We start from the raw sequence: 17,109 nt of genomic DNA, 5'->3' as shown, positions 1-17,109 counted from the left end.
GACTATGAACCCGAATTTTCTCGATTTCGAACAGCCGATTGCCGACCTGCAAGCCAAGATCGAAGGCCTGCGCCTGGTAGGTAACGACAACTCGCTGAACATCAGCGATGAAATTGCCCGTCTGCAAGACAAGAGCAACACACTGACCGAAAGCATCTTCGGCAACCTCACCAGCTGGCAGATTGCGCGCCTGGCCCGTCACCCGCGTCGTCCTTACACCCTGGACTACCTGGAGCACATCTTCACCGAGTTCGAAGAGCTGCACGGTGACCGTCACTTCTCCGACGACGCCGCCATCGTGGGTGGTACCGCGCGCCTGGATGGCAAGCCGGTCATGGTCATCGGCCACCAGAAGGGCCGTGAAGTGCGCGAGAAGGTACGCCGCAACTTCGGCATGCCGCGCCCGGAAGGCTACCGCAAGGCTTGCCGCCTGATGGAAATGGCCGAGCGCTTCAAAATGCCGATCCTGACCTTCATCGACACCCCGGGTGCCTACCCGGGCATCGACGCCGAAGAGCGCAACCAGAGCGAAGCAATCGCCTGGAACCTGCGCGTCATGGCGCGCCTGAAAACCCCGATCATCGCCACCGTGATCGGTGAAGGTGGTTCGGGCGGTGCGCTGGCGATTGGCGTGTGCGACCAGCTGAACATGCTGCAGTACTCCACCTACTCGGTGATCTCGCCGGAAGGTTGCGCTTCGATCCTGTGGAAGACTGCCGACAAGGCGGCTGACGCAGCCGAGGCAATGGGCATCACTGCCGAGCGCCTGAAGAGCCTGAACATTGTCGACAAGGTCATCCAGGAGCCGTTGGGCGGCGCCCACCGTGACCCGGTGAAAGTGTCGGAAAGCATCCGCACCGACCTGATAGAGCAGCTGGACATGCTCGGCAAGTTCGATAACGACGCGCTGCTGGCTCGCCGTTACGAGCGCCTGATGAGCTACGGCCTCTGATTCAGCCCTGGGGCCGCTTTGCGGCCCTTTCGCGACACAAGGCCGCTGCTACAGGCGACCGCGTTTCCCCGTAGGAGCGGCCTTGTGTCGCGAAAGGGGTGCAAAGCACCCCCGGCGCTCTCAAGCCAAGTGAGGAACAGATGATCAACCTCACCCCCTGGCTCAACGCCCCCACCTGGTACATCGCCTTCTCCGGCGGCCTCGACTCCACCGTCCTTCTGCACCTGCTGGCCACCCACGCCCGCAACCACGCATCCCCCCCGCTGCGCGCCATCCATATCCACCATGGCCTGCAAGCCGCTGCCGACGCCTGGCCGGCCCACTGCCAAGCCGTCTGCGACAATCTGGGCATCGAACTTCAGGTCATCCACGTCCAGGTCAGCCCCGGCGCGAGCCTCGAACAGGCTGCCCGCGACGCCCGCTATGCCGCTTTCAGGCAAACCCTGGGCCCCGGCGACATTCTGTTCACCGGGCAGCACCGCGATGACCAGGCCGAAACCCTGTTGTTTCGCCTGTTGCGCGGCGCAGGCCTGCGTGGCCTGGCGGCGATGCCGGGGCAGCGGGCGCTAGGGCAGGGCAGCCTGGTCAGGCCGTTGTTGGGTTGCTCACGCCAGCAACTGCATGACTATGCCCGGGCAAATGGGCTTGCATGGATCGAAGACCCGTCAAATACCGACACACAATTTGCCCGCAACTACCTGCGCGGCGATGTGTTCCCGCGCTTGCAGCAACGTTGGCCACAGGCCGGGCAGAACCTCGCCCGCGCCGCAGAGCACCTGGGTGAAGCATTGGGCCTGCTGGACGAACTGGCCCAGGGCGACCTGGCGCTTGCGCAGGAGGGGGCGCCCGTTGCCTGGTCGGGGCTGGAATCCCTCGACCTGGGCGCCCTGGTGGCGCTATCGCCGGCCCGTCAGCGCAATGCCCTGCAATATTGGTTGAGCCGGCGCACTCGTTTGCCCGACACACGGCATTGGGCCGGCTGGGCAGACCTGCGCGATGCCGCCGCCGATGCCCAGCCGGTCTGGCGGCTGGCCGATGGCCAATTGGTGCGCAGCCACGGACGCATCTGGTGGCTGAGCGGCGACTGGCTGCAGCAGCCTGTCGGCGAAATGGCTTGGCTGGATTCAGCCGCGCCCCTGGTGCTGCCGGGTAACGGCAGGGTGCGTCTTGATGTCGCCGAGCCGTTGGCTGGCCTGCGCATTGCCTACCGCCAGGGTGGCGAAATGCTGGAGGTCCCCGGCCGCGGCCAGCGCGACCTCAAGCGCCTGCTCAATGAGCAGCGGGTGCCGTATTTCCTGCGTCCGCGCCTGCCTTTGCTGTATCAGGGCGAGCGCCTGCTGGCGGTGGCCAACCTGCCCAGGCTGGTGCAGGCGGATTGCCAGCTGCATTGGCAGTTGCCGACGAGCGCGCAAGGTTTGAGATGAAGGGTACATTCCGGTAGACTACCCTCCCTTCTTGATACAACTTCTGTGGCTTCCGCGAAAACACAGGGGTTGCCGATTACCAAGCAGTTTTTTGCTGGGCTGATTCTAGAAATGACGAGCGAGCTCCATGCCGGGGATACCCCTGGTCTGTACAGACGCGACAGTTTTTCGAGATGCACTGTGATTGACGCAGGTGATCGGGGGCTTCGGCCTTCCTTCGCTTTCTCCGGCGGCGCTGGCCGCCTTAACGCAGACTTCTAGGGTTTTTCATGACGCGCTACATATTCGTCACGGGCGGTGTTGTTTCTTCATTGGGGAAAGGCATTGCCTCGGCTTCCCTGGCGGCCATCCTGGAAGCGCGGGGCCTGAAGGTCACCATGCTCAAGCTGGATCCGTACATCAACGTCGATCCGGGCACCATGAGCCCGTTCCAGCACGGTGAAGTGTTCGTCACCCACGATGGCGCCGAGACTGACCTCGACCTGGGCCACTACGAGCGGTTCATCCGCACCACCATGACCCAGAACAACAACTTCACCACCGGTCGCATTTACGAGCACGTGCTGCGTAAAGAGCGTCGTGGTGACTACCTGGGCGCGACCATCCAGGTCATCCCGCACATCACCGACGAAATCAAGCGTCGCATCATCAAGGGTGCCGGCGATGCCGACGTGGCCCTGGTGGAAATCGGCGGTACCGTCGGCGACATCGAGTCGCAGCCGTTCCTCGAAGCCATCCGCCAGTTGCGTTTCGAAGTCGGCGCCAAGCGCGCGATGCTGATGCACCTGACGCTGGTTCCGTACATCGCCACTGCTGGCGAGACCAAGACCAAGCCGACCCAGCACTCGGTCAAGGAGCTGCGCTCCATCGGCCTGCAGCCTGACGTGCTGGTATGCCGCTCCGATCACCCGATCGACAGCTCGTCGCGCCGCAAGATCGCCCAGTTCACCAACGTTGAAGAGCGTGCGGTGATTGCGCTGGAAGACGCCGATACCATCTACAAGATCCCGGGCATCCTGCATGCTCAGGGCCTGGATGACTTCGTCACCGAGCGCTTCGGCCTGCAGTGCAACAGCGCCGACCTGTCCGAGTGGGACAAGGTGGTCGATGCCAAGCTCAACCCGGAGCATGAAGTGACCATCGCCATGGTCGGCAAGTACATGGAGCTGCTGGATGCGTACAAGTCGCTGATCGAAGCGATGAGCCACGCCGGCATCACCAACCGCACCAAGGTCAACCTGCGCTACATCGATTCGGAAGACATCGAGAACCAGGGCACCAGCCTGCTCGAGGGTGCCGACGCCATTCTGGTGCCGGGCGGTTTCGGCCTGCGTGGCGTGGAAGGCAAGATCACCGCGGTGCAGTATGCCCGTGAGAACAAGGTACCGTACCTGGGCATCTGCCTGGGCATGCAGGTGGCCGTGATCGAGTTCGCCCGTAACGTGATGGGCTGGAAAGACGCCAACTCCACCGAATTCGACCGCAACAGCGGCCACCCGGTAGTCGGCCTGATCACCGAGTGGGCCGATGCCACCGGTGCCGTCGAGACCCGTACCGAGGCTTCGGACCTGGGCGGCACCATGCGCCTGGGCGCACAGGATTGCCAGCTGGCCGCCGGCTCCAAGGTGCACGACTGCTACAACAAGGACGTGATCACCGAGCGTCACCGTCACCGCTACGAAGTGAACAACAACCTGCTGCCGCAACTGGTCGATGCTGGCCTGGTGGTTTCCGGTCGTTCCGAAGACGGCGCGCTGGTGGAAGTGGTCGAGTCCAAGGACCACCCATGGTTCGTCGCCTGCCAGTTCCACCCGGAGTTCACTTCCACCCCGCGTGACGGCCACCCGCTGTTCAGCGGTTTCGTCAAGGCGGCCCTGGCTCAGAAGAACAAGGCCTGACCCATGCCCCAGAAGATCATTCGTGTCGGTAATATCGAGATAGGCAACGACAAGCCGTTCGTCCTGTTCGGCGGCATGAATGTTCTGGAGTCCCGTGACCTGGCAATGAAGGTCTGCGAAGAATACGTGCGGGTGACCGAGAAGCTCGGTATCCCGTACGTGTTCAAGGCCAGCTTCGACAAGGCCAACCGTTCGTCGGTGGCGTCCTACCGTGGCCCGGGCATGGAAGCAGGGCTGAAGATCTTCGAGGAGATCAAGCGCACCTTCAACGTGCCGGTGATTACCGACGTGCACGAGCCTTGTCAGGCCGAGCCCGTTGCCAAGGTATGTGACATCATCCAGCTGCCGGCCTTCCTGTCGCGGCAGACCGACCTGGTGGTGGCCATGGCCAAGACCGGCGTGGTGATCAACATCAAGAAGGCCCAGTTTCTCGCACCCCAGGAAATGAAACATATCCTGGCCAAGTGCGAAGAGGCCGGTAATGACCAGTTGATCCTCTGCGAGCGCGGTTCGAGCTTCGGTTACAACAACCTGGTGGTGGACATGCTCGGCTTCGGCATCATGAAGCAGTTCGAGTACCCGGTGTTCTTCGATGTGACCCACGCCCTGCAGATGCCGGGTGGTCGCAGCGATAGCGCCGGTGGCCGCCGCGCCCAGGTCACCGCCCTGGCCAAGGCTGGCATGAGCCAGGGTCTGGCCGGCCTGTTCCTCGAAGCCCACCCCGACCCGGACAACGCCAAGTGCGATGGCCCATGCGCCCTGCGCCTGGACAAACTGGAGCCATTCCTGGCCCAGATCAAGCAGTTGGACGACCTGGTGAAAAGTTTTCCGACGGTAGAAACCGCATAAAACTCATTTCTCGGGTAAAGTAGCGCCCGATCCACCCCTGACCAATCGGTCAGAGGCTCCCTTCACCCGGCCTGCCCACTGCAAATCCGCCTGGTGAACGGCAAGAATTTCTTAAGCTAGGTTGTTTTCGTCAATTCTGGAGTGCTTACAACAATGGCAAAAATCGTCGACATCAAAGGTCGTGAAGTTCTCGATTCGCGTGGCAACCCCACCGTGGAAGCCGATGTACTGCTCGACAACGGCATCATCGGCAGCGCCTGCGCGCCGTCCGGTGCTTCCACCGGCTCGCGCGAAGCGCTGGAGCTGCGTGATGGCGACAAGAGCCGTTACCTGGGCAAGGGCGTGCTGAAAGCCGTCGGCAACATCAACGGCCCGATCCGTGACCTGCTGCTGGGCAAGGACCCATCCGACCAGAAGGCTCTGGACCGCGCCATGATCGAACTGGACGGTACCGAGAACAAGGCCAAGTTGGGCGCCAACGCCATCCTGGCTGTTTCCCTGGCTGCCGCCAAGGCCGCTGCCCAGGACCAGGACCTGCCGCTGTACGCGCACATCGCCAACCTGAACGGCACCCCGGGCCAATACTCGATGCCGGTTCCGATGATGAACATCATCAACGGTGGCGAGCACGCCGACAACAACGTCGACATCCAGGAGTTCATGGTTCAGCCGGTTGGCGCCAAGACCTTCTCCGATGGCCTGCGCATGGGTACCGAAATCTTCCATCACCTCAAAGCTGTGCTCAAGGCCCGTGGCCTGAACACCGCCGTAGGTGACGAAGGCGGCTTCGCCCCTAACCTGGCTTCCAACGAAGACGCCCTGGCTGCCATCGCCGAAGCCGTTGAAAAAGCCGGCTACAAGCTGGGCACCGACGTGACCCTGGCCCTGGACTGCGCGGCTTCCGAGTTCTACGAAGACGGCAAGTACAACCTGTCCGGTGAAGGCAAGTCGTTCGATGCCGAAGGCTTCGCCGAGTACCTGAAAGGCCTGACCGAGCGCTTCCCGATCATCTCGATCGAAGACGGCCTGGACGAGTCCGACTGGGCTGGCTGGAAGATCCTCACCGACAAGATCGGCGAGAAGGTACAGCTGGTTGGCGACGACCTGTTCGTGACCAACACCAAGATCCTCAAGGAAGGCATCGAGAAGGGCATCGGTAACTCGATCCTGATCAAGTTCAACCAGATCGGCTCGCTGACCGAAACCCTGGAAGCCATCCAGATGGCCAAGGCTGCCGGCTACACCGCAGTGATCTCGCACCGTTCCGGTGAAACCGAAGACTCGACCATTGCCGACCTGGCCGTGGGTACCGCTGCCGGTCAGATCAAGACCGGTTCGCTGTGCCGTTCCGACCGCGTGTCCAAGTACAACCAACTGCTGCGCATCGAAGAGCAACTGGGTGCCAAAGCGGTTTACCGTGGTCGTGCCGAGTTTCGCGGCTAAGCAAGAGATGGTAAAAAGACAGCAGCCGGAGCTGTAGGAACGTTCGTACTGAACTTTACTGCGTTCCAACGGGTTTCTGTCCACGAAGCCTGGCCTCGGCCAGGCTTCGTGCTATTCGAGACCCTGAAATGCATAGTGTGCGGCGGTCTTTTTAACCTGGATACCTAGATGCGCAGTCCTTATTGGTTGTTCCTCGTCCTGCTCCTGCTGCTGGGTGGCCTGCAGTACCGCCTGTGGGTGGGTAATGGCAGCCTGGCGCAAGTGACCGAGCTGAAGCAGCAGATTGCCGAGCAGCATGCCGAAAACGAGCGGCTGCTGGAGCGTAACCGTGTGCTCGATGCCGAAGTGCTGGAGCTGAAAAAAGGCATGGAGACCGTTGAAGAGCGGGCTCGCCACGAATTGGGAATGGTCAAAGAGGGCGAAACCCTCTTCCAGTTGCCACAGAAATGATCGATACCTTGCCGGCCTTCTGGGCCGTGATTCCTGCTGCGGGCGTTGGTGCCCGCATGGCTGCCGACCGCCCCAAGCAATACCTGGAGCTGGCCGGGCAGACCTTGCTCGAGCACAGCCTCGACTGTTTTCTTGGCCACCCGGCGCTCAATGGCGTGGTGGTCAGCATTGCTGAAGATGACCCGTACTGGCCGGCCCTGCGTTGCGCCAGCGACTCGCGCATCCAGCGCGCGACGGGCGGGCGTGAGCGCGCCGACTCGGTGCTCAACGCTTTGCTGTTGCTGCATGCCCAGGGCGCCTCGGACAGCGACTGGGTGCTGGTGCACGATGCCGCGCGGCCGAACCTTGCGCGCAGCGACCTGGACAAGTTGTTGTCGGAGCTGGCAGACGACCCGGTGGGTGGCTTGCTGGCGGTGCCGGCGCGCGACACCCTCAAGCGTGCAGACAGCAACGGCCGGGTGAGCGCTACCGTGGACCGCAGTACTATCTGGCAGGCGTATACGCCGCAGATGTTCCGCCTGGGGGCGTTGCACCGGGCGCTGGCCGAGTGCCTGGTATCGGATGTGGTGGTGACCGATGAGGCCTCTGCCATCGAATGGTCCGGCCAGGCGCCGCGGCTGGTGGAAGGGCGCAGTGACAACATCAAGGTGACCCGGCCCGAAGACCTGGAATGGTTGCGCCAGCGCTGGGCCGGTAGGCGCTGAAATCGGCGGGCCCGCCTCGCGGCCCAATCGCCGGCAAGCCAGCTCCCACAGTAACCGCGATTCCCTCAGGTCTGTGGAGATCCTGTGGGAGCTGGCTTGCCGGCGATTGGGCCGCGAAGCGGACCCCTTTGCAATCAGATCCCGCGATATTCCGGCAACCCCGCCAACCCTTCCTTCAGGTAATCCACCAGCCGCCGCACCTTCGGCGACAGGTGCCGCTGCTGCGGATACAGCGCCCACACTGCCGTATTCGGTGGCTGGTGCGCTTCGAGCAAAGACACCAGCGCACCACTGTTCAGGTGTTCCAGCACGTAATAATCCGGCAGCTGGCACAGCCCTATCCCTTGCAGCGCCGCATCCAGCACTGCCTGCCCGCTGTTACAGCGCCAGTTGCCCTGTATCCGCTGGCTGATCTCGCGGCCGTCCTGCTGCAGCGCCCACAAGTCCGAACTGCCTACCAGGCAATTGTGCCGCGCCAGTTCCGACAGGCTGTGCGGCCGGCCGTAACGTTCCAGGTAGGCCGGCGAGGCGCACAGGTACATGCGCCGCGGGGCCAGGCGAGTGGCCACCAGCCGAGAGTCGGCCAGGCGGCCCAGGCGGATCGCCAGGTCCATCCCCTCATGCAGCAGGTCGAGGGTGTGGTTGCTCAGTTCCACATCCACCCGCAACTGTGGGTACAGCGCCATGAACCGTGTTACCAGCGGCACGATGAAGCGCTCGCCGTAGGCTACCGCGCAGGTCATGCGCAGCAGCCCCTTGGGTTCACTGGCCAGGTCGCCCATGGCGCGCAGGGCTTCCTCGCGGCCATCCTGCAAGCGCTGGCAATGCTGCAGAAAGGTCTGCCCCGCCTCGCTCAGGGTTACCCGGCGCGTGCTGCGGTACAGCAGGCGTGTCTGCAGGCGCTCCTCCAGCCGGGCGATCTGGCGGCTTATGTGCGAAGAGGAAACCCCCAGGCGTTCGGCGGCCGCTGTGAACTGGCCCGATTCGGCCACGGCGACGAATTCGTCGATGCCCTCCCAGCGGTTGCTCATGGATTATCCCTGTGTGGCAATAATGTTTTGTCTTTGTCCTGATTATTCATCAAAAGGCGGTGAATTACACTGTGAGCCTGAATCGACCCTCTGTCTGGAGACCTTTGATGATCAAGTCCCGTGCTGCCGTAGCCTTCGAAGCCAAGAAACCCCTGGAAATCGTCGAAGTCGACGTGGCCATGCCCAAGGCCGGTGAAGTGCTGCTGCGTGTGGTCGCCAGTGGTGTCTGCCACACCGATGCCTACACCCTGTCCGGTGCTGACCCCGAAGGCATCTTCCCGTCCATCCTCGGCCACGAAGGCGGCGCGATCGTCGAAGCGGTAGGTGAGGGCGTGACCTCGGTGGCCGTCGGCGACCACGTGATCCCGCTGTACACCCCGGAATGCGGCAAGTGCAAGTTCTGCCTCTCGGGCAAGACCAACCTGTGCCAGGCCATTCGCGCTACCCAGGGCAAGGGCCTGATGCCGGACGGCACCACGCGCTTCTCGTACAAGGGCCAGCAGCTGTTCCACTACATGGGCACCTCGACCTTCTCCGAGTACACCGTGCTGCCGGAAATTTCCGTGGCCAAGATCCAGAAAGAAGCCCCCTGGAAAAGGTCTGCCTGCTGGGCTGTGGCGTCACCACCGGTATCGGCGCGGTGCTCAACACCGCCAAGGTCAAGCCGGGTGACACCGTGGCCATCTTCGGCCTGGGCGGCATCGGCCTCTCGGCGGTGATCGGAGCGGTCAAGGCCAAGGCCTCGCGCATCATCGCCATCGACATCAACCCGGCCAAGTTCGAGATCGCCCGCCAACTGGGTGCCACCGACTGCGTCAACCCGAAAGACTACGACCGCCCGATCCAGGAAGTGATCGTCGACCTCACCGACGGTGGCGTGGACTTCTCCTTCGAGTGCATCGGCAACGTGCAACTGATGCGCGCCGCCCTGGAATGCTGCCACAAAGGCTGGGGCGAGTCGGTCATCATCGGTGTAGCCGGTGCCGGCCAGGAAATTGCCACCCGTCCGTTCCAGCTGGTCACCGGCCGCGTCTGGCGTGGTTCGGCATTCGGCGGCGTGCGTGGCCGCAGCGAGCTGCCAAGCTACGTGGAAATGTCTGAAAAGGGCGAGATTCCGTTGGATACCTTCATCACCCACACCATGGGCCTGGAGGACATCAACAAAGCCTTCGACCTGATGCATGAAGGCAAGAGCATCCGCAGCGTGATCCACTTCTGAGGTGTGCCATGAGCCTGGATAACATCTCCTGCCAGAAGAGCTTCGGCGGCTGGCACAAGCGTTACCGGCATCACTCCAAGGTGCTGGGCTGCGACATGGTGTTCGCCGTGTACCTGCCACCGCAGGCAGAGCAGGGCGAGAAGCTGCCGGTGCTGTACTGGCTTAGCGGCCTCACCTGCACCGACGAGAACTTCATGCAGAAGGCCGGCGCCCAGCGCATGGCCGCGGAGCTTGGGCTGATCATCGTGGCCCCCGACACCAGCCCGCGTGGCGAGCAGGTGCCGGGCGACCCGGATGGCGCCTGGGACTTCGGCCTGGGGGCCGGCTTCTACCTCAACGCCACCCAGCAACCTTGGGCCCAGCATTACCGCATGCATGACTATGTGGTGCAGGAGTTGCCGGCGCTGATCGAGGCGCACTTCCCAGCGTCGGGCGAGCGCAGCATCAGCGGCCACTCCATGGGTGGGCATGGCGCGCTGGTGTGCGCCTTGCGCAACCCGGGGCGCTACCGCTCGGTGTCGGCGTTCTCGCCGATCAGCAACCCGATGGATTGCCCATGGGGCGAAAAGGCTTTCAGCCGCTACCTGGGTGAAGACCGGGCGCGCTGGCGCGAGTGGGATGCCAGCATACTGCTGGCCGAAACCCCTGCTGGCGAATGCCCGCCCTTGCTGGTTGACCAGGGCGACCGTGACGACTTCCTCGAGAAGCAGCTCAAGCCTGAAACGCTTGAGCAGGCGGCACGCAAAGGGGGCCATGAAATGACCCTGCGTTTGCAGCCGGGCTATGACCATAGCTACTACTTCATTGCCAGCTTCATCGAGGATCACCTGCGTCATCATGCGGTGGCACTGGGGCGGGTTTAACGCTTCGAAGGCTGCGTTGTTTTCTTCGCGGGCACGCCCGCTCCCACGGGCTTGCGGTTGCTGTGGGAGCGGGCGTGCCCGCGAAGGGCTGCACAGCAGCCCCAATCCCACAAATCCCCTGCAAAGCAGGTAGAATCACGCCCTGACTCATTCAGGGCGTTTTTCTATGCGTATTGGCCATGGCTACGATGTGCACCGTTTCTGCGACGGTGATTTCATTACCCTGGGCGGGGTGCGTATCCCCCACAAGTACGGCCTGCTGGCCCACTCCGACGGCGACGTGCTGCTGCATGCCCTGAGCGATGCCTTGCTGGGCGCTGCGGCGCTGGGCGACATCGGCAAGCACTTCCCCGACACCGACCCACAGTTCAAGGGTGCCGACAGCCGCGTGCTGCTGCGCCATGTGGTCGGCATCGTCAAGGCCAAGGGCTGGAAGGTCGGCAATGTCGACGCCACCATCGTCGCCCAGGCGCCGAAGATGGCCCCGCACATCGAGACCATGCGCCAACTGATCGCCGAAGACCTGCAGGTCGAACTCGACCAGGTCAACGTCAAGGCCACCACGACTGAAAAGCTGGGCTTTACCGGCCGTGAGGAGGGGATAGCCGTGCATTCGGTCGCCCTGTTGCTGGCAGCATGACCGAACTGGAACTGCTGGGCCCGCGTGCATCGGGCGAACCTTTGGGCAGCGCCGTCCTCAAGGCGGTGGCTGAGGACTTCCAGGTCGACGAAGTGCTGGACATTCCACTGTCCGGCCAAGGCGAGCACCTGTGGCTGTGGGTCGAAAAGCGTGACCTGAACACCGAAGAGGCGGCCCGCCGCCTGGCGCGCGCCGCAGGCGTGCCGGTGCGCTCTATCAGCTACGCCGGGCTCAAGGACCGTCAAGCCCTGACCCGCCAGTGGTTCAGCCTGCACCTGCCGGGCAAAGCCGACCCAGACCTGTCGCGTGCTGAAGATGCCAGCCTGCGCGTGCTCAAGCAGGTGCGCCACCAGCGCAAGCTGCAGCGTGGCGCGCATTCGGCCAACGGCTTCACCCTGCGCCTGACGGCACTCGCTGCCGACCACCAGGCTGTGGATGCGCGCCTGGCACAGCTCAAGCAGCATGGTGTGCCCAACTATTTCGGCACCCAGCGCTTCGGCCACGGCGGGGGCAACGTGCATGACGCCCTCGACTGGGCCGCGCGCAAGGCGTTGCCCGAGCAGCGTAACGTGCGTTCGCGGCTGCTTTCGGCCGGGCGCAGCTACCTGTTCAATCAGGTGCTTGCTGCACGTGTCGCCGAAGGTAGCTGGGCCCAGGCCCAGGTCGGCGACCTGCTGGCGTTCACCGACAGCCGTAGCTTCTTCCCGGCCGGTGAGGCGGAATGCGCCGACCCACGTCTGGCGATTCTCGACCTGCACCCGACCGGTGCGATGTGGGGCGAGGGCAATTCGCCCGCAGGCGGCGCCACCGCGCAGCTGGAAAATGCCGTCGGCGCTCGGCAACCGGCACTTTGCCAGTGGTTGGCCCAGGCGGGCATGGATCACGAACGGCGTATTTTGCGGCTCCCTATTGGCGGCCTGACATGGCATTATCCCGAGCCTGATATCCTGCAACTGGAATTCGTCCTGCCGGCCGGATGCTTTGCCACCGTGGTGGTGCGCGAAGTCGTGGATCTGGTGTCGGCAGGGCAGACGGACAGCCCATGCGTATTCTGATTTCGAACGACGACGGTGTCACCGCACCCGGCATCGCCGCGCTGCACGCTGCGCTGGCGGATTACGCCGAGTGCGCGGTGATCGCCCCGGATCAAGACAAGAGCGGCGCCAGCAGTTCGCTGACGCTGGACCGGCCACTGCACCCGCAGACCCTGGCCAACGGCTTCATCAGCCTGAACGGCACACCGACCGACTGTGTGCACCTGGGGCTTAATGGGTTGTTGCCGCAGGTGCCTGACATGGTGGTGTCGGGGATCAACCTCGGTGCCAACCTGGGGGATGACGTGCTGTACTCGGGTACGGTCGCCGCCGCGTTGGAAGGCCGTTTCCTTGGCGGCACGTCGCTGGCGTTTTCACTGTTGTCGCGTCAGCCGGACAACCTGCCGACGGCGGCCTACATCGCCCGTCGGCTGGTCGAGGCACAGTCACGTCTGGTGCTGCCGCCACGCACGGTACTCAACGTCAATATCCCCAACTTGCCGCTGGAGCACATTCGTGGCATCCAGCTCACCCGCCTCGGTCACCGGGCGCGGGCGGCGGCACCGACCAAGGTGGTCAACCCGCGCGGCAAGGAAGGCTACTGGATCGCCGTGGCCGGGGATGCCGAAGATGGCGGCCCGGGCACCGACTTCCATGCGGTGATGCAAGGCTTCGTGTCGATCACTCCGCTGCAGCTCGACCGCACCTTCAATGATGCCTTCGAGCAGCTCGACGGTTGGCTGGAGGGCGTGCTCTGATGCGCGAGGACGATATGCTGCGACGTGGCATCGGCATGACCTCCCAGCGTACCCGGGAGCGGCTGATCCAGCGCCTGTGCGAGGAGGGTGTGTCGAACACCAAGGTGCTCGACGTGATCCGTCGTACCCCACGTCACCTGTTCGTCGACGAGGCACTGGCGCATCGTGCCTATGAAGACACCGCGCTGCCGATCGGCCACAACCAGACCATCTCCCAGCCATTCATGGTTGCCCACATGAGCGAGCTGCTGCTCGAGGCCGGTCCGCTGGACAAGGTGCTGGAGATCGGCACTGGCTCGGGCTACCAGACAGCGATACTGGCCCAGCTGGTGGAGCGGGTATTCTCGGTGGAGCGTATCAAGGTGCTGCAAGACCGGGCCAAAGAGCGCCTGGTGGAGCTGAACCTGCGCAACGTGGTATTCCGCTGGGGCGATGGTTGCGAAGGCTGGCCGGCGCTGGCGCCGTACAACGGCATCATCGTCACCGCGGTAGCGCCGGAAGTGCCCCAGGCACTGCTCGACCAGCTGGCACCCGGTGGCCGCATGGTGATTCCGGTGGGGCCGGCCGGCGAAACGCAGCAACTGATGCTGATCGTGCGCGAAGAACATGGGTTCTCCCGCCGTGTGCTGGGGGCCGTGCGCTTCGTGCCGCTGCTCAATGGCCCACTGGCCTGAGCGCTGCGTCGTGCTGGGCGCTGCCGGCATGAGCCGCGCGGTATTTTTGCGCCGGTGGCGAATTCTTGTGGCTTCGCCCTGTCTATCTGGCGGAGCAAAGCGCTAGCGCACAGTGCGCGCCTCGGGTTTGCAACAGCCTTTTGCACCAGCCTGCCAATACAGGCCGGCTTGGTTATAATTGCAACAATATTGCATTTCTTGTCTTCATATCGTTTTTCGGCACCATGAGGGGAGCGCGGGTGGGTCACACAGTCATTCGGCAGCGCAAGGACGGGTCGGGTTTCAAGCTTCTGGTGATTGCACTGGCCATGGGCATGCTACTGGTGGGTTGCTCGAGCACCAGTAACACCAGCGCGCGGGTGGTCGACCGCAACAACACTGTGCCCAAGCGCCCGACGGTGACGTCCGGGCAGTACATCGTCAAGCCTGGGGACACGCTGTTCTCCATCGCCTTCCGCTATGGCTGGGACTACAAGGAGCTGGCTGCACGCAATGGCATCCCGGCGCCTTATACCATCCGCCCGGGCCAAGCGATTCGTTTCAGCAGTGGTTCAAGCAGCAGTACCACGGTGGTGTCCAACCCGTCCTCGTCGAGCCGCACCACGGTCACGCGGCGGCCCGTGGGGAGCACGCCCACGTCGCCTGCCAGCACCGGCAAACCGGCCACGCCGGCCCCTTCCACCAGCGCGCCGGTGGTTGCCACGGTGCCAGCTGCGGAGCGCGCGGTAGGTGGCTGGACCTGGCCTGCCAACGGCGTGCTGATTGGAAAATTTGCTTCAAACGGTAGTTTGAATAAAGGCATTGATATCGCCGGTGATTTGGGACAGCCTGTTTTTGCTGCGTCTGATGGTGCGGTGGTTTACGCCGGGAGTGGTTTGAGGGGCTACGGCGAGCTGATCATCATCAAACACAGCGATACCTACGTCAGTGCCTACGGTCATAACCGCAGGCTGTTGGTTCGGGAGGGGCAGCAGGTCAAGGCAGGGCAGTCGATTGCTGAAATGGGGTCCACGGGCACTGATCGGGTGAAGCTGCATTTCGAGATTCGCCGCCAGGGCAAACCCGTCGATCCACTCCAGTTCCTGCCACGCCGTTGATCGTTGTACCCGGCCTGTTCCTGTGATGTAGTGGGGACAGGCTCCAGCGCTGCCAGGGATAAAGGTGCCGCTCGAGTCTGAGTTCGAACTCAGCAAAGGACTATAACAATGGCTCTCAGTAAAGAAGTGCCGGAGTTTGACATCGACGATGACGTCCTCCTGATGGAGACGGGTATCGTTTTGGAAACGGATGTGGTGTCAGACGAACCTGCTGTATCTTCGGTTCGGACGAGGGCCAAGTCGGGCTCTTCGCTCAAGCAACACAAGTACATCGATTACAGTCGGGCGCTTGATGCCACCCAGCTGTATCTCAACGAGATCGGCTTCTCGCCGCTGCTTTCGCCGGAAGAGGAAGTGCACTTTGCGCGCTTGTCGCAGAAGGGCGATCCTGCTGGCCGCAAGCGCATGATCGAAAGCAACCTGCGCCTGGTTGTAAAAATTGCCCGTCGTTACGTGAACCGCGGCCTGTCGCTGCTCGACCTGATCGAGGAAGGCAACTTGGGGCTGATCCGTGCGGTCGAGAAGTTCGACCCGGAGCGTGGTTTCCGTTTTTCGACCTATGCGACCTGGTGGATCCGCCAGACCATCGAACGGGCGATCATGAACCAGACCCGCACCATCCGCCTGCCGATCCACGTGGTCAAGGAACTGAACGTCTACCTGCGCGCCGCACGCGAGCTGACCCAGAAGCTCGACCACGAACCCTCCCCCGAAGAAATCGCCACCCTGCTGGAGAAGCCGGTCGCCGAGGTCAAGCGCATGCTGGGCCTGAACGAGCGGGTATCGTCGGTGGATGTGTCGCTTGGCCCGGATTCGGACAAGACCCTGCTCGACACCTTGACCGACGACCGCCCCACCGACCCGTGCGAACTGCTGCAGGATGACGACCTGTCGCAGAGCATCGACCAGTGGCTGGGCGAGCTGACTGACAAGCAGCGGGAAGTGGTGGTGCGTCGCTTTGGCCTGCGTGGGCATGAAAGCAGCACCCTGGAAGATGTTGGCCTGGAGATCGGCCTGACCCGGGAGCGTGTACGGCAGATCCAGGTGGAGGGGCTCAAGCGTCTGCGCGAGATCCTTGAAAAGAATGGGTTGTCCAGCGAGTCTTTGTTCCAGTAGCGAAGGCCTGTCACACAAAACGCCCCGAGGACCTCGGGGCGTTTTTGTGTGTGTCATTTGAAAATGTTGGGGGCCGCAAAGCAGCCCCAAAATCTGCCGGGTAAATCAGATATCTAATGTGTACTGCGCTACCCCAGTAACATTGCGTGTAAGCCTTTTCTTACTTGTTTTGTAAGCTATCTATGCAAGTCTCAGTAAATCATTGCCGTTTTCAGCCCCTGTATTTTTACAACCCATTGAAAAGCATGGCTTATTCGGCTGTGAGGAAATGTGTGCCTGGTAATACCTTGTGAGGTCTCGCGCTTGCCCGCCCGGCTCAACCCGCTAGTATTCGAACTGTGCACAGGGACATGCACAGGCATTCAGGATGAAGGCCAAGGACATCGCAAGAAGCGATTTCATCAGGATGATGTTTGGGACAAGCAGGGACTACGGAAAAAAATGTGGGCGGGTCAAACCGCCCCTTTTTTTGTCCACAGAAAAACAAAAAAGGCCCCGAGGGGCCTTTTTCGTATCCGGGCGCTATCAGCGCTCCAGGTCTGCAATCTTGCCAGTCTTGCCGTCCCACTCTTCAGCGTCCGGCAGGGCATCCTTACGTTCGGTGATGTTTGGCCAGACTTCCGCCAGTTCGGCGTTCAGCTCGATGAAGTTTTCCATCCCGGCAGGGATTTCGTCTTCCGAGAAGATGGCTTGCGCCGGGCATTCCGGCTCGCACAGTGCGCAGTCAATGCACTCGTCCGGGTGGATGACCAGGAAGTTCGGGCCTTCGTAGAAGCAGTCCACCGGACAGACTTCCACGCAGTCGGTGTATTTGCATTTGATGCAGTTGTCGGTGACGACGAAGGTCATTTCTAGTTCTCTCCTCAGGCGACGGCGGCGGCCCTTCCTCTCAGGGCCGCGCGGTTTACAGGTATGTGGCTGCAGGCCAGGCTAATAACCTGCAGCACCAGCAAACCG

At 62.6% G+C, this 17,109-nt stretch carries 16 protein-coding genes and 1 pseudogene; 15 read left to right on the top strand and 2 right to left on the bottom strand.

All coding sequences use genetic code 11. The features are described from left to right. Positions 1-4: 4 nt before the first annotated feature. The 7 genes from accA to ispD all read left to right on the top strand — a co-directional run bounded on the left by accA (position 5) and on the right by ispD (position 7,720). Positions 5-952 carry an acetyl-CoA carboxylase carboxyl transferase subunit alpha gene (gene accA, locus N805_RS16560; RefSeq protein WP_026034625.1) on the top strand — a complete coding sequence of 316 codons (948 nt, stop codon included), beginning with the start codon at positions 5-7 and terminating at the stop codon, positions 950-952. A 140-nt stretch (positions 953-1,092) separates the two neighbouring features. Then, positions 1,093-2,376, top strand: coding sequence for a tRNA lysidine(34) synthetase TilS (tilS, locus tag N805_RS16555; RefSeq protein WP_026034549.1), 1,284 nt, complete (start codon positions 1,093-1,095; stop codon positions 2,374-2,376). Between the two features lie 269 nt (positions 2,377-2,645). Continuing rightward, positions 2,646-4,274, top strand: a complete 1,629-nt coding sequence (locus N805_RS16550) for a CTP synthase (RefSeq protein WP_019472202.1) — start codon at positions 2,646-2,648, stop codon at positions 4,272-4,274. 3 nt (positions 4,275-4,277) lie between these two features. Further along, positions 4,278-5,123, top strand: a complete 846-nt coding sequence (gene kdsA / locus N805_RS16545) for a 3-deoxy-8-phosphooctulonate synthase (protein ID WP_019472203.1) — start codon at positions 4,278-4,280, stop codon at positions 5,121-5,123. A gap of 153 nt (positions 5,124-5,276) precedes the next feature. Further along, positions 5,277-6,566 carry a phosphopyruvate hydratase gene (gene eno / locus N805_RS16540; protein WP_019472204.1) on the top strand — a complete coding sequence of 430 codons (1,290 nt, stop codon included), beginning with the start codon at positions 5,277-5,279 and terminating at the stop codon, positions 6,564-6,566. A 168-nt stretch (positions 6,567-6,734) separates the two neighbouring features. After that, positions 6,735-7,016 (top strand): cell division protein FtsB, encoded by a 282-nt coding sequence (gene ftsB / locus N805_RS16535; protein WP_004375443.1) that lies wholly within the window; start codon positions 6,735-6,737, stop codon positions 7,014-7,016. Beyond that, positions 7,013-7,720 (top strand): 2-C-methyl-D-erythritol 4-phosphate cytidylyltransferase, encoded by a 708-nt coding sequence (ispD, locus tag N805_RS16530; protein ID WP_019472205.1) that lies wholly within the window; start codon positions 7,013-7,015, stop codon positions 7,718-7,720. The genes ftsB and ispD overlap by 4 nt, the downstream gene beginning before the upstream one ends. A 134-nt stretch (positions 7,721-7,854) precedes the next feature. Here the strand turns inward: ispD and N805_RS16525 are convergent, their stop codons facing one another. Beyond that, on the bottom strand, positions 7,855-8,751 hold the full coding sequence (locus N805_RS16525; protein WP_019472206.1) for a LysR substrate-binding domain-containing protein: 897 nt from the start codon (positions 8,749-8,751) through the stop codon (positions 7,855-7,857). Between the two features lie 107 nt (positions 8,752-8,858). Between N805_RS16525 and N805_RS16520 the strand changes: the two are divergent. From N805_RS16520 to rpoS, 8 genes and pseudogenes are all read left to right on the top strand, one after another. Beyond that, positions 8,859-9,970 (top strand): annotated as a pseudogene (locus tag N805_RS16520) (S-(hydroxymethyl)glutathione dehydrogenase/class III alcohol dehydrogenase). Between the two features lie 8 nt (positions 9,971-9,978). After that, positions 9,979-10,833: an S-formylglutathione hydrolase gene (gene fghA, locus N805_RS16515; protein WP_019472207.1), complete on the top strand. Its 855-nt coding sequence runs from the start codon at positions 9,979-9,981 to the stop codon at positions 10,831-10,833. 166 nt (positions 10,834-10,999) lie between these two features. Next, positions 11,000-11,473 (top strand): 2-C-methyl-D-erythritol 2,4-cyclodiphosphate synthase, encoded by a 474-nt coding sequence (gene ispF / locus N805_RS16510; protein WP_019472208.1) that lies wholly within the window; start codon positions 11,000-11,002, stop codon positions 11,471-11,473. Then, positions 11,470-12,528 carry a tRNA pseudouridine(13) synthase TruD gene (truD, locus tag N805_RS16505; RefSeq protein ID WP_019472209.1) on the top strand — a complete coding sequence of 353 codons (1,059 nt, stop codon included), beginning with the start codon at positions 11,470-11,472 and terminating at the stop codon, positions 12,526-12,528. The genes ispF and truD overlap by 4 nt, the downstream gene beginning before the upstream one ends. Next, a complete protein-coding gene (gene surE / locus N805_RS16500; protein ID WP_019472210.1) occupies positions 12,516-13,265 on the top strand; it encodes a 5'/3'-nucleotidase SurE in 750 nt (249 codons plus the stop codon). Before truD ends, surE begins: the two co-directional genes overlap by 13 nt. A gap of 35 nt (positions 13,266-13,300) precedes the next feature. Further along, positions 13,301-13,939: a protein-L-isoaspartate(D-aspartate) O-methyltransferase gene (locus N805_RS16495; RefSeq protein ID WP_015269209.1), complete on the top strand. Its 639-nt coding sequence runs from the start codon at positions 13,301-13,303 to the stop codon at positions 13,937-13,939. A gap of 239 nt (positions 13,940-14,178) precedes the next feature. Next, entirely contained in the window at positions 14,179-15,036 is an 858-nt protein-coding gene (locus N805_RS16490) for a peptidoglycan DD-metalloendopeptidase family protein (RefSeq protein ID WP_019472211.1), read from the top strand. Positions 15,037-15,144: 108 nt separating this feature from the next. Then, positions 15,145-16,152 carry an RNA polymerase sigma factor RpoS gene (rpoS, locus tag N805_RS16485; RefSeq protein ID WP_003252351.1) on the top strand — a complete coding sequence of 336 codons (1,008 nt, stop codon included), beginning with the start codon at positions 15,145-15,147 and terminating at the stop codon, positions 16,150-16,152. Between the two features lie 525 nt (positions 16,153-16,677). Here the strand turns inward: rpoS and fdxA are convergent. After that, the gene (gene fdxA, locus N805_RS16480) at positions 16,678-17,001 is read right to left on the bottom strand and encodes a ferredoxin FdxA (protein WP_012270863.1); all 324 of its coding nucleotides are present in this window, start codon (positions 16,999-17,001) and stop codon (positions 16,678-16,680) included. Positions 17,002-17,109 lie beyond the last annotated feature (108 nt).

It is taken from the genome of Pseudomonas putida S13.1.2, from assembly GCF_000498395.2.
GTDB lineage: Bacteria > Pseudomonadota > Gammaproteobacteria > Pseudomonadales > Pseudomonadaceae > Aquipseudomonas > Aquipseudomonas putida_Q.
This window is presented reverse-complemented; position numbering and strand designations above follow the sequence as displayed.

Bases quoted from the DNA above. Each gene is read 5' to 3' on its own strand.
- accA (WP_026034625.1), top strand. From the start codon at position 5: ATGAACCCGAATTTTCTCGATTTCGAACAGCCGATTGCCGACCTGCAA.
- tilS (WP_026034549.1), top strand. From the start codon at position 1,093: ATGATCAACCTCACCCCCTGGCTCAACGCCCCCACCTGGTACATCGCC.
- N805_RS16550 (WP_019472202.1), top strand. From the start codon at position 2,646: ATGACGCGCTACATATTCGTCACGGGCGGTGTTGTTTCTTCATTGGGG.
- kdsA (WP_019472203.1), top strand. From the start codon at position 4,278: ATGCCCCAGAAGATCATTCGTGTCGGTAATATCGAGATAGGCAACGAC.
- eno (WP_019472204.1), top strand. From the start codon at position 5,277: ATGGCAAAAATCGTCGACATCAAAGGTCGTGAAGTTCTCGATTCGCGT.
- ftsB (WP_004375443.1), top strand. From the start codon at position 6,735: ATGCGCAGTCCTTATTGGTTGTTCCTCGTCCTGCTCCTGCTGCTGGGT.
- ispD (WP_019472205.1), top strand. From the start codon at position 7,013: ATGATCGATACCTTGCCGGCCTTCTGGGCCGTGATTCCTGCTGCGGGC.
- N805_RS16525 (WP_019472206.1), bottom strand. From the start codon at position 8,751: ATGAGCAACCGCTGGGAGGGCATCGACGAATTCGTCGCCGTGGCCGAA.
- fghA (WP_019472207.1), top strand. From the start codon at position 9,979: ATGAGCCTGGATAACATCTCCTGCCAGAAGAGCTTCGGCGGCTGGCAC.
- ispF (WP_019472208.1), top strand. From the start codon at position 11,000: ATGCGTATTGGCCATGGCTACGATGTGCACCGTTTCTGCGACGGTGAT.
- truD (WP_019472209.1), top strand. From the start codon at position 11,470: ATGACCGAACTGGAACTGCTGGGCCCGCGTGCATCGGGCGAACCTTTG.
- surE (WP_019472210.1), top strand. From the start codon at position 12,516: ATGCGTATTCTGATTTCGAACGACGACGGTGTCACCGCACCCGGCATC.
- N805_RS16495 (WP_015269209.1), top strand. From the start codon at position 13,301: ATGACCTCCCAGCGTACCCGGGAGCGGCTGATCCAGCGCCTGTGCGAG.
- rpoS (WP_003252351.1), top strand. From the start codon at position 15,145: ATGGCTCTCAGTAAAGAAGTGCCGGAGTTTGACATCGACGATGACGTC.
- fdxA (WP_012270863.1), bottom strand. From the start codon at position 17,001: ATGACCTTCGTCGTCACCGACAACTGCATCAAATGCAAATACACCGAC.